The organism is Azospirillum rugosum, from assembly GCF_017876155.1.
GTDB classification, from domain to species: Bacteria; Pseudomonadota; Alphaproteobacteria; order Azospirillales; family Azospirillaceae; genus Azospirillum; species Azospirillum rugosum.
Window position 1 is genome coordinate 80,236 of sequence record NZ_JAGINP010000019.1, and the last position, 12,977, is coordinate 93,212.

Sequence of the window (12,977 nt, forward strand, 5' to 3'; positions counted from 1 at the left end):
TCGGCGAGCCCGCAGCCGTTCGCAATTCGAACCCGCCGAGGAGGGACAACCTCCAGGCGTCCATGGCAACTCCACACCGCAATGGTCCATGGCGAGGCCGGCTTCACGCAAGCTGCCACCAAACGATGTGCGCCGCCAGATCGATTCCGAACATCTCCTCCATTGAGCGTCGGCGGCCGGGGCCGCCGACCTCAGCGGAAGTCCTCAGCTGAAGTCCTCAGCTGAACCAGGCGCCGGTCACGCCGGTGACGCCCACCACGGTGATCGTGCTCTTGTCGGAGAGCGTGAGCACCGTGTTGCCGCCGACCGTCCGGGCGTTCGCCGCCAGCTGCGCAAGGTCCATCCCCGGGATGGCGAAGCCCAGGAGATCGTCGTCCGGGTTGAAGCCGAACACGACGTCGTTCCCGCCGCCGAACGTGAAGGCGAAGGTGTCGCGGCCCTCCCCGCCGATCAGCCAGTCGTCGCCGGCGAAGCCCCACAGCACGTCGTCGCCGGCCCCGCCGAACAGCGTGTCGTTGCCCGCCTCGCCGACCAGCGCGTCGTTGCCGTCCCCGCCGTCGATCAGGTCGTTGCCCTCCCCGCCGCCGATCAGGTCGGCGCCGGCTCCACCAAGCATGGAGTCGTTGCCGTCCCCGCCGACCATGGTGTCGTTGCCCACGTCGCCGGTCAGCAGGTCGTTCCCGGCCATGCCGAACAGGACGTCGTCGCCGAGACCGCCGATGGCCGTGTCGTTGCCGTCCTCCCCGATCAGGGTGTCGTTGCCGGCGTCGCCGCTGATCAGGTCTTCCCCGGTCCCGCCGCCGACCAGGTCGTTGCCGTCGCCGCCGAGCAGGGTGTCCTCGTCGGCGCCGCCATGGACGGTGTCGTTGCCCTCGTCGCCCGACAGCAGGTCGCGGCCGGTGGTGCTGGCCACCACGTCGTCGCCGGCCCCGCCGCGGGTCGTGTCGTCGCCCGGCCCGAGGTTGATGGACTGCGACGAGGAATCGCCGATGGTCAGGCTGTTGCCGGCACCGCCGGTGAAGGACCCGCTGCCGACCACCACCACGACGTCCACCTCGTTCAGGACGACCGAGCCGCCGGGGGCGCTGCCCATGTTGAAGATCAGCGCCTCGCGCGCCGCCCCGTTGCCGGAGGAGCCGGTGATGGTGATCGTGCCCGATCCGGCCGGCGTCAGGGCCCGAACGGTCATCGGGGTGCCGCTGCCGGTTCCGGCCGCGAAGGTCTGGATTGCGTCCTTGATCGCCGTGCCCTGCCCGGCGGGAAGGTAGGTCGCCAGCATCCCGTCGACGATGCCGGTCAGCTGGGCGCTGTCCACGGTCGATTGCGGGCCGACGGCGGTGATGCGGCCGCCCGTCGACACCGTCGCCTGCAGCAGCGGCGCGTTTCCGCCGTCCCTCATCAGCGCGACCGTGACGCCGTTGCCGTCGCCCTGCGGCACATCCTGGTCGATCGCCGTCTCCACGAAGGGCAGGTCGATTCCGCCGGGCGCCGTTCCCGGACGGGTGTGGACGACGATGTCGCCCACCGTCTCGTCGCCGACCGGCTGGCGGCCGCCGCCCGTGGGAATGTCCTCGTTGCGGATCATGGCCGTCGCGGACGGCGTGCCGATGGTCGCGCCGACTGCGTCCGACAGGGTGACGGTGAAGGTCTCGTCGCCTTCAACCACGGCGTCGCCCTGGACGGCCACGGTGATGCGGGCCGTCTCCTGCCCGGCCGCGAAGGTCACCGTGCCCTGGGGCAGTGCGCCTCCGGCGAAGTCGTCCGCCGCCGCCGGGGTGGGGCCGGTGCCCGCCACCGCGTAGGCGACGGTCGCCGTGCCCGACAAGTCGCCGGTGCGCGTGACCAGGAAGCTGACGGACGCCGTGCCCTCGTTGCCTTCATAGGCCGCACCACCCGCCTCCGCCGCGATGGCGAGCGTCGTCGTCGGGCCCGCGGGAACGGTGTCGTCGTTGCGGATGGTCCCGCTGGCGGAGGGCGTCTGGATCGTCGCGCCGGTCGCGTCCGACAGGGTGACGGCGAAGGTTTCGTCGCCTTCCACCGTCCGGTCGGATTGCACCTGCACCGTGATGCGCGCCGTCCGCTCGCCCGACGCGAACGTGACCGTCCCGTTGGGGAGCACCGCACCGGCGAAATCGTCGGCGGTGGCCGGCGCCGGACCGCTGCCCGTCACCGCGTAGGCGACGGTCGTCGTGCCCGACAGGTCGCCGGAGCGCGTGACCAGGAAGCTCAGGGCCGCGGTGCCGGTGTCCCCCTCGGCCGCGCCGGCGGTCTCCTCCGCGATGGCGAGCGTCGTCCCGGTGCCGCCGCCCGTGCCCCCTCCTGTGCCCCCTCCTGTGTCGGTATCGTCGTTGCGGATGATGCCGACCGCGTAGGGCATGCGGATCGTGCCGCCCGTGACGTCCGTCAGGGTGACGGTGAACATCTCGTCGGCCTCCGCCGCACCGTCCGGCTGGACGGCCAGAGTGATGCGGGCCGTTTCCTGCCCCGGCGCGAAGGTCACCGTCCCCTGGGGCAGGGTGCTGCCGGCGAAGTCGTCCGCCGTCGCCGGTGCGGGACCCGTGCCGGCCACCGCGTAGGTGACGGTCGTCGGGCCGGACAGGTCGCCGGTGCGCGTGACGAGGAAGGTCAGCGCGACGCCCTCGTCGCCACCCGCCACCGTGCCCGTTTCCGGCGCGATGTCGACCGTCGTCGCCGCGTCGCCGGTGGGGGCGTCGTCGTTGAGGATCGTGCCGGTGGCCGTCCAGCCGGCCAGCGTCGCGCCGACCGGGTTGGCGAGGTCGACCACGAAGCTCTCGTCCGGCTCCAGCGCGCTGTCGCCGGCCACGGTGATGGATATGGTCTTCGTGGTTTCCCCGGCGGCGAAGCGGACCGTGCCGGAGGGCATCGTGCCGCCGAAATCCTCCGCAATCGCGCTGTCGAAACCGAAGCCGGCGACCGACCAGTCAACCGAGGATTCGTCGGACACGTCGCCGCTGCGCGTGACCAGGAAGGTGAAGGTCGTCGCGGCGCCGGTGCCTTCGCTCCGCACGGCGTCGCCGGCGGCGATCTCCAGCGTGGGCACGGGGATGTCCACCGTGATGCCGACGGAGCCGGTCGCCTGGCCGCCATGGCCGTCCTGGACCTCGTAGGTGAAGCGGCCGGCCGCACGCCCGGTCGCCTCCCCGACCGTGAAGGTCAGGGCGCCCAGTTCCGACGTCGTCAGCAGGTCGTTCACCGCCAGGACGCGGTCGTACAGCTGCACCGTGCCGCCGGTCGGCAGGCCGGTGACCTTGACCGTCAACTCGTCGCCGTCGGCGTCGTTCGGGTAGCCGATGCCCATCCAGACCGCCGGCTGGCCGGGGGTGACGGTCAGCTCCCCATCGCCCGCGGTCACCGGCAGGTCGTTGACCGGCTGGATGCCGAAGGTGATGGTCTGGGTGGCCGCACCCCCCTTGCCGTCGCCGACCGTGTAGGTCAGGGCGCCCGCGGCGCCGTTCATGTTCGGCGACGGCGTGAAGGTCAGGCCGGCCAGCTGCGCCGGCGTCAGCACGTCGTTGTAGGAAACCTCCTCTCCGGAGGCGAGCCGGATGGTCCCGCGGCCGTCGCCGGGAAGCCCCGTGATCAGCACCGTCAGCGCGTCGCCGTCCGCGTCGGTCGGGGCCGCGATGTTCAGCGCGACCGGCGCGGAGTCCTCGGCCACCGTGACGGTGCGGTCGGCCTCCGCCCGCGGCGCCTGGTTGGCGGCGAAGCGCAGGTTCCCCGCCAGCGTCTGCGCGGAGAAGCCGCCGCCATAGCCGGTGACGGAGGCCAGCTGCACGTAGCTTCCGTTCGACAGCACCTCCACCGACACGGTGGCCGGGCCGGCGTCGGTCAGGCGGATCGTGCCGTCGCCCAGCGGATCGGTGCCGCTGTACCCGATCCCCGCCAGCAGGGGCGTGAGGTCGATGCGGTCGCCGAAGACGCCGGTGTCGAAGGACGCGATCTCGTCGCCGCCGTCGTCGGGCGACCGGTAGACGAAGACGTCCATGCCCTCGCCGCCGTAGAGGCTGTCGCGGCCGAGCCCGCCGTCGAGCGTGTCGTTGCCGGCGTCGCCGAACAGGCGGTCGCCGCCGACCGAGCCGAACAGGCTGTCGTCGCCGAGGCCGCCGTTCAGCGTGTCGTCGTCGGCCCCGCCGTCCAGGCTGTCGTTGCCGGCGCCGCCGTCCAGCCGGTCGAGGCCGAAGCCGCCCTCCAGCCGGTCGGCCCCGTCGCCGCCGTCCAGGGCGTCGTCGCCGTCCTCGCCCTTCAGCGTGTCGTTGTCGGCCTCGCCGAACAGCGCGTCGTCACCGGCGCCGCCGCGCAGCAGGTCGTTGCCGGCCCCGCCGAACAGGCCGGCGGAGCGGTCGCCGTAATAGTAGGCGTTCGTCGGGGCGTCGTTGCCCTCCCCGCCGTCCAGCGTGTCGTCGCCAGCACCACCCTCCAGCGCGTCGCTGCCCTCGCCGCCGTCCAGGCTGTCGTTGCCGGCGCCGCCGAACAGCGTGTCGTTCCCGGCCAGCCCCTCGATGGTGTCGTTGCCGCCGACGCCGTAGACGGTTTCCGCCGCCGTCGTGCCGCGCAGCGAATCGTCGCCCGCCGTGCCGCGCTGGGCGTAGAAGGTTTCCGTGAAGTCCGCGGCGGTCAGGCTGTGCCGGCCCTGGAGCTGGATCACCATGTCGCCGGCGCCGATCGCGCCGTCGTCGTCCAGGTCCACGCCGACGCGGGTCATGTCGGCGCCGTCCGCGGTGAACCAGTCGTAGAAGACATCGACCAGCCCGTCGTCCGCGGTGGGCAGGCCGGTGCTGGATCCGTCGAAGGGAATGCGCCCGGCGAAGGCGAGATTGCCGCCGGCGACGGCGATCTTCAGCTTGTCCGTGCCGGGGGTGAAGTCGGTGATGGTCACCGGGTTGCCGGCCGGCGACACCGCCTGGAACGCGGTGGAGGCCTTGACCTCCGCCAGGGACCGGGGCTCGCGGAAGAGGAAGACGTCCGCCCCCGCCCCGCCGGTCAGCCGGTCGCCGCCGCCGGAATTGTTGACCACCAGCAGGTCGTCGCCGTCGCCGCCGTCGAGCGTGTCCGCGCCGTCGGTCCCGTAGTAGCCCTGGTGCGCGCCGCCGTCGAGCGTGTCGTTGCCGGCCCCGCCCAGCAGGAGGTCCGCCCCGGCGCCGCCGTCCAGGCTGTCGTTCTCCGCGCCGCCCTCCAGCCGGTCGTCGCCGAGCCCGCCGTCGAGACGGTCCGCGCCGTCCCCGCCCAGCAGCGTGTCGTTGCCGTCGTCGCCGTAGAACGCGTCGTTGCCGGCCCCGCCGGACAGCGCGTCGTCGCCGTCGTTGCCCGACAGGTTGTCGGCGCCGTCGCCGCCGTCCAGGCTGTCGTTGCCGGTGCCGCCGTAGAGGCCGTCCCGGCCGTCGCCGCCCAGCAGGGTATCGTCGCCGGCCCCGCCGTCGAGGTTGTCGTCCTCCGTCCCGCCGTCGAGGCTGTCGTTGCCCGTCCCGCCGTCGAGCTGGTCATTGCCGGCCCCACCCGTCAGGCTGTCGTTGCCGGCCCCGCCGTAGAGGCCGTAGCGGTACTGCATGTTCGACCAGTAGGTCTGGTCGTTGCCGGCCCCGCCGTCGATGACGTCGTCGCCGTCGCCGCCTTCCAGCAGGTCCGCGTCGTTGCCGCCGTCCAGGCTGTCGTTGCCGGCCCCGCCGACCAGCGTGTCGGAGCCGTCGGCCCCCACGATGGTGTCGTCGCCGCCGACGCCGTAGATGAGGTCGCCGGCCCCCGTGCCGACGAGGCTGTCGGCCCCGGCCGTGCCGCGCCGGACGCTGAAGGTGTCGCGGAAGTTCGCCTCGGTGAGGGTGTGGATCCCCTCCAGCTCGAAGACCGCGTCGGCGGCGCCGATCACGCCGTCGTCGTTGATGTCGACCTCGACCCGCGTGTTGCCGCCCACGACGTGGTAGGCGACGTCCACCAGCCCGTCGTTGGCGTTGCCCGCGTCGATCGTCCCCTCGCCGGCGAAGGCCAGCTTGCCCACCGTCGACAGGGTCAAGGTGACGAGGTCGCCGCCCGCGGACTCGTCGAAATCGGTGATGACCAGCGCCGCGGCGCCGGCGGACGGGTCGTAGGGCGCGCCGGAGTTGCTGATCTGGAACAGGTCGCTGCCGGCGCCGCCCGTCAGGCGGCCACCGCCGGTACCAGCGGCCACCAGCGTGTCGTTGCCGATCCCGCCATCCAGGCTGTCCCGGCCCACATCGGTCCACAGCATGTCGTTGCCGGCCTCGCCGTACAGGGCGTCGTCGCCCTCGCCGCCGGACAGGTCGTCGTTGCCGTCCCCGCCATACAGGCTGTCGTTGCCGGCCCCGCCGTTCAGGTTGTCGCTGCCGACACCACTGTCGAGACGGTCGTCGCCGTCGTTGCCGTTCAGCCAGTCGTTGCCGGCCCCGCCGTCCAGCGTGTCCTGGCCTTCTCCGCCGACCAGCCAGTCGCTGCCGTCGTCGCCGTTCAGACGGTCGTCGCCGGTCCCGCCGTCCAGCAGGTCGTTGCCGCCGCCGCCGTTCAGCGTGTCGTTGCCGGCCTCCCCGTGCAGGCCGATGGACAGGGACGAATAATCGGTGACGTAATCGTCCCCGTCGCCGCCGTTGAGGACGTCGTCGCCATCCCCGCCGTGCAGATCGTCGATGCCGGCGCCGCCGTCCAGCGTGTCGTTGCCGGCGCCGCCGGTCAGCGTGTCGCGGCCGTCCCCACCGTCCAGGCTGTCGTTGCCGGCGCCGCCGTTCAGCGCGTCGTTGCCGCCGCCGCCGACCAGCGTGTCGTCGCCGCCCAGGCCGTACAGGATGTCGGGACCGGGGCCGCCGTCCAGGCTGTCGTTGCCGGCGCTGCCACGCCGGGCGCTGAAGCTGTCGACGAAGTCGCCGTCGGTCAGGGCGAGCGTGCCGTCGAGCCGGACCAGCAGGTCGCCGGCGCCGAGCGTGCCGTCGTCGTCCACGTCCACGGCGAGCAGGGTCTGTCCGTCGCGATGCTCGTACTGGACGTCGATCAGCCCGTCGCCGCCGTTGCCGAGCGTCCGGCCGTCCGCCCCGAAGGAGGACTGGCCGGTCCAGACCAGCGGCTGGGCGACGGGTGTGTTGGAATAGTTCTGGTAGACGGCGATCTTCAGGCGGTCGCCGCCGGCGACCCCGGCCCCTTCGAAATCGGTGATGAGGCTCGGCGCGTCGGTGCCGGACGCGGACAGGTCGGGTCGGGTCTGGATGTCGAACAGGTCGTCGCCGGTCCCGCCGGTCAGCGTGTCGCCGGCGGTCGCGCCGGCGCTTTGCAGGCGCAGCGTGTCGTTGCCGGCCCCGCCGTCCAGGACGTTGCCCTTGGCGGCGCCGCTGGCGGCGGCGTAGACGCCGTCGCCGGACAGGTCGTCGTCGCCCTCGCCGCCCAGCAGGGTGTCGCCTCCGCCGGCCCCCTCCAGCGTGTCGTTGCCGGAGCCGCCCTCCAGCCGGTCGTCGCCCGCCTCGCCGTACAGCCGGTCGTTGCCGGCGCCGCCCAGGACGAGGTCGTCGCCGTCATCGCCCGACAGGCGCATGTCGTCGCCGTCGCCGCCGTCGAGCGTGTCGTTGCCGAGACCGCCATAGAGCGCGTCGGCGCCGTCGCCGCCCTCCAGCCGGTCGTCGCCCGCCTCGCCGTAGAGGGCGTCGCTTCCGGCACCGCCGCGCACGAGGTCCGCCCCGGCGCCGGCATAGACCTGGTCGTGGCCGTCGCCCGCGTCGATGGTGTCGTTGCCGTCGGCCTCGTCGCTGGAGGAATCGCCGCCGTAGATGTCGTCGTTGCCGGCGCCGCCCAGGATGCTGTCGTCGCCGGCCCCGCCGTAGAGGCCGCCCCGGTAGCCGCTGGCCGACGTGCCCGCGTCGTCGCCGTCGCCGCCGTCCAGCGTGTCGTTGCCGGCGCCGCCGCGCAGCCAGTCGCTGCCGTCGCCGCCGACGAGGCTGTCGTCGCCCGCGTCGCCCTCGGCGTAGTCGTCGCCACCGTAGCCCAGCAGGGTGTCGTTGCCGGCGATGCCGTACAGGCGGTCCGCATCGTCCGCCCCTTCGAGCCGGTCGGCGCCGGCCGTGCCGCGCTGGGCGTTGAAGGTCTCCGTGAAGTCCGCCGCCGTCAGCGTGTGCGTGCCCTGGAGGACGACGAGCAGGTCCTTCTCGCCGAAGACGCCGTCGTCGTTGACGTCGACCGCCACCCGGGTGTTGCCTCCCTGGTGGTCGTAGATGACGTCGGCGAGGCCGTCGCCCTGGTTCGGGAACTGGAAGGCGGCGGTGTTGGCGATGTCGAAGGCGCGCTCGCCCGCGAAGACCAGGAAGGCGCCCGGGACGCGGATCTTCAGGAAATCGCCGCCGTCGGTCCCGCCGCCCTGGAAATCGGTGATGGTGACCGGGTTGGTGGGGGAGGACGCGCTGGACTCCCACGCCCCATAGACGTCGCGCGTGTCGGAATAGAAGGAGAAGATGTCGCTGCCGGCCCCGCCCGTCAGCGTGTCGCCGCCGCCGACGTTGCCGACATGGAGGAGGTCGTCGCCGTCGTCGCCGTAGAGGACGTCGATCTCCGTCCCGCCGTCGAGCGTGTCGTTGCCGGCCCCGCCGCGCAGCGTGTCGGACCCGACCAGGCCGTGAATCTCGTCGTTGGCGCCGTTGCCGACCAGGCTGTTGGCCAGCGTGTTGCCCTGCACGACGATCGCGTGGGCGCCGTCGACCAGCGTCAGGTTCTCGATGTTGGTCAGCCCGTCGGCGCCCAGCGAGAAGACGTCCTTGTCGGCGAGGCTTTGGGTTTGCAGCCGGATTTCGTCGATGCCCTGGTTGAAGCCATCGACCAGCCGGTCGTCCAGGCCGTCGAAGCCGTAGGTGTCGTTGCCGATGCCGCCGTGCAGGGTGTCGGCACCCCCGGCGCCGTCCAGGACGTTGTCGCCGTCCGTGCCGCGGATGACGTTGGCGAGCGCGTTGCCGGTGCCGCGCAGCGCCGACCCGACCAGCGTCAGGTCCTCGATCTCCGCGGTCAGCGTGTGGTCCACGCTGGCGATCACCAGGTCCTTGCCGCCGGCCGGGCCGGCGTAGGCGTCGTCGGCGAGGTCGCCCAGGTTGTCCACGTAATAAAGGTCGTCGCCGGTGCCGCCGGCCAGCGTGTCCGCCCCGGTTCCGCCGTCGAGCGTGTCGTTGCCGGCGCCGCCGGACAGGAAGTCGTTGCCCCCCAGCCCGTCCAGCCGGTCGTCGCCGGCAAGGCCGAAGGCCGCGTCGTCGTCGGCCGAGCCGGTGATCCGGTCCCCGGCGCCGGCCAGGTTCGACCCCTCGAACACCTCGATGCCGGTGAAGCTGTCGCCGTCGGCGTCGCCGCCCGACACCGTTCCCGCCCCGATGTCGATGGTCACCGCGGCGTTGGACGTCTCATAGGTCAGAACGTCGACGCCGGCGCCGCCGTCGATGCTGTCGGCGCCGGCCCCGCCGTCCAGCACGTCGTCGCCGTCGCCGCCCAGCAGCGTGTCGTTGCCGGCGTGGCCTTCCAGGAAATCACGGTCCGCCCCGCCGTCCAGGCGGTCGCTGCCGGCACCGGCGAACAGGTAGTCCATCCCCGCGCCGCCCGACAGCGTGGCCGACACCGTCGTGGCGGGGTCGAGGATGATCTCGTCGTCCTGCGCGCCGCCTTCGCCGACGATGGCCGTGACGCCGGTGAAGCTCTGCTTGCGGCCGAAGCCCTGCACCGCCACGCTGCCGCCGGTGCCGGCGATGGCCAGGGTCTCGGCGCCGTCGGTGTTGTTGCTCAAGCCCCGCTCGCCGGCACGGGGGCCGATGTTGAGCGTCAGGGTGCCGCCCGACAGCGTGCCGAGGACCGGCGGCGGAGGCGGCTCCGTGGCGGTCGGGGTCGCCGGGTCGTCGGAGAAGTTGAACTCCGCCAGCGTGATGCGGGGCGAGGTGAAGCGCCAGATGTCGTAGCCGCCGACCTTGACGAAGGCGGCGAGGCCGGCCGTGACCAGGCCGGAGGCGTTGAAGATCTTGAAGGGGTTGGTGAGGAGCGCCTGGGCCATCTCGTCCAGGTAGATGCGCCCGTCGTCCGGCGTGCCGTTGATGTGGTCGTTCAGGTCGAGGTTGACGATGCCCTCAATCCCGCCGCCGCCGCCGGCCGAGGCCACGCCGATGGTGGCGTTGACGACGAGGTTCAGCGCCGCCCTGATGACGGCCTCCGGCACGTCCACCCCGTCCGCGTCGACGTCGCTGACATAGAAGCCGTTGAGGACGGCGGCGTAGTCCTTCAGGTCGCTGGCGATGAACTGGCGCAGGCCGCGGGTGTCGTAGCCGAAGGCCAGATCCATCGCGATCCCGAGCGCGCCCTGCACCTTCACGTCCAGGCCCGCGAAGATGGGGACGGACAGGAGATCCTGCGACGGGACCTCGAAGCTCATGGCCGGCAGGTCGAGGCTGAACAGCTTGGCGTCGCCGCCGACCAGCAGGGAGAAGGCGCTGGCCGGGTTGGTCAGGATGGGCAGCGAGAAGCTGTTGCCCAGCAGCATGCTCTTCAGCACGTCCTGGCCGGTCTGCCCGGTCTTCGGATCGGCCTGCGTCCAGCTGCCGGTGTTCAGCCCCGCCAGGAAGGCGGTCAGGTCCTGCGCGCCCTTGATGACGGTCGGCGCCGCCTCGGCCAGCTTGAACGCCGTGTCGCGGATGTCCGACAGCATCTGGAACGTCCCGACGTCCAGGTCGACGCTGTAGGCGTCGGGACCGAGGTCCAGCTCGCCGAAATATTCGGCCCAGGTGACGACGTCGTCGACGATGCCGATGAACTGGGTCAGCGGGACCAGGTTCTGGTCGGGAACGGCGATCTTGATGAAGTCCAGCAGCGTGATGTTGCCGTCCGGCGCGTCCTTGCCGCCGACGTCGGCGCCGGCGCGGTCGAACAGCGTCTCCCAGCCCGGAAGCTTCTTCAGGAAGCTGATGTCGGTGCGCAGCACCGCCAGCGCCTGGTTGATCGGCTGCAGGACCGGTTCGAGCTTGTGCAGGATCGGCTTGATGAAGTCCTCGACGACGGTGCCGAAGTCATAGTGGACGTTCTCGAACTTCACCACCGGCAGCGCGCCGAAGGTGACGTTCTGGTCGTTGACGTCGACGACGCTGTTGTTGAAGGACCAGTCCACGGAAAGGTCGGCGCTGGCCTTCGGCAGGGCGGCGTCGCCCATGTTGGCGTCGAGATGGACGCCGATGTCGGCCAAGCCGCTGAAGGTCGCGTCGATGAAGTCGCTGTTCAGCTCCGACAGCCGCAGCTTCCCGTCGTTGTTCGCGTCCTTGAGGTTGACCGCGAAGGACCCGTCCAGCGTGGAGGCCCGGTCCGTCGCCGAGAAATTCATGAAGCCCAGCTGGGTCGAGGCGCCGAAATCGGGCGTGCTGGCGTGCAGGCCCAGCGACAGCTCCGGCAGCGCCCCGTTGGTCTGGACGAAAAAGCCGGTCGTGTCGGCGCCGACCGTGAAGTCGAAGTCGTAGTCCAGCGACGCCGTCGCCGTGCCGCTGGTTTTCAGCGCGAGCCCCGGCAGACCGAGGTCGGTGGCGAGGGACTGTTCGTACTCGTAATGCTGATGGGTGGAGAAGGTGAGCGTGACCTCCGTCCCGTTCACCAGGGCCTGGACGGCGTTCTCCCCGATGCCCAGGGTCTTCAGCGCGGTGTTGATCTTGTCTTCGACATAGGCTTCCGCGATGCCCTGGGCGTTGTCGACGACGTACAGGATGTCGTTGATGGCGCCGACGATCTTGTCCTCGACCGCGCGGATGCCCTTCAGCGCGTCCTTGCCCTCCTGGAAGGCGGCGGAAAGCTTGTCGCCGACGATGGGAAGTTTTTCGGCAAAGACCTGCGCTTCCAGCGCATCCTCGATCGCGCCCAGGGCGTTGTCGATGCCCGACTTGAGTGTCTCGATCTGTTCGCGCGTGATCATTCCATTCACTCTCATCAGGTCGAAAACCGCCATGACGCTGCGCCGGGCTCAGCGGGAGGTTGTTCGCGTTCAGGTTGGTTTGTTGGCGGAGCGCTGAATTTGATGCGTTGCATCACGAGCATTGCTTGAGAATGCTCAAATATTGCTATCTACTCTTTGATTTACTTGTGCACATTTTGGCGTTTTCCAGAAACCACAATGCACCATTTCATTGGATATGTATGCGCCAAGGGGACTCTTGTGGCGCGTTGCTTTATTATCGAGAACGATATTATTCGAATCATTCGCTGCCCCCTGCGGCGACTCGATTTTCACTTCGGCCAATAATACCATTTTTGATATCTGTGAGTAGATAGAAAATGAACTAAATTTCATGAATCTGGAGTGTCGCCGTGCATAGAGCCACGAGCGTGGGGGCCCAGGCATAGAGCCACGAGCGTGGGGCCATGCGCGGGGGACAGGGTGCTGGAGGCAGGATGCTGGTCGGGCGGTCGTGCGCCGATCAACGGTTGTGGCGGCAGCCGGCCGGTGATCGGCCGCGGACGGTCCCCCGGCACGGACGGCCGGAAAATCCGGGATCAGCGCCGCCCCGGCGGCGCGCTCCCCGCCCCGTCACGGTTCGTTGTAGCCGACCGGAAAGACGCGCAGCTCGTACCGGGCCGGATCGTGCCGGAAGAACAGGCCGCCGAAACGCTCCGAATCGCCGGGGAGGTAGTCGAGCGTTGCTTCGCTCGTCTCCACGACGGTGTCGCCCTGCCGCAATTCGCCGCGGATGTGCAGCGCCGCGGCGGTGGTCCCCGTTCCGTTCACCGCCCGGAACCGGACGACGTGGCTCTGCCCGGCGGGCCGCGGGGGTTCGGTTTCGATCGTGATGGCGGGAACGCTGCGCTCGTGGGTCAGCGCGAAATAGACCATGGACCCGATCATCGCGACGATGAGGACAACGCCGAGGGCGGCGACCAGCCGTTCCCACGGCGGCGAGGAGGCGGCGCGCGTCGTGCCCGCATCGGCCTCCCGCAGGACACCCGCTTTCCCGTTCTGCGCCTTCACGACGGCGGCT

General features: G+C 70.9%; 2 protein-coding genes. Both read right to left on the reverse strand.

Annotated elements, in window-relative coordinates:
• Positions 1 to 217: 217 nt before the first annotated feature.
• Positions 218 to 11,917, reverse strand: coding sequence for a Calx-beta domain-containing protein (locus tag J2851_RS36370; protein ID WP_209769379.1), 11,700 nt, complete (start codon positions 11,915 to 11,917; stop codon positions 218 to 220).
• Between the two features lie 612 nt (positions 11,918 to 12,529).
• Positions 12,530 to 12,967, reverse strand: a complete 438-nt coding sequence (locus J2851_RS23820; RefSeq protein ID WP_209769380.1) for a TIGR02588 family protein — start codon at positions 12,965 to 12,967, stop codon at positions 12,530 to 12,532.
• Positions 12,968 to 12,977 lie beyond the last annotated feature (10 nt).

Coding starts and splice junctions, on each gene's coding strand:
- J2851_RS36370 (WP_209769379.1), bottom strand. CDS start 11,917: ATGATCACGCGCGAACAGATCGAGACACTCAAGTCGGGCATCGACAAC.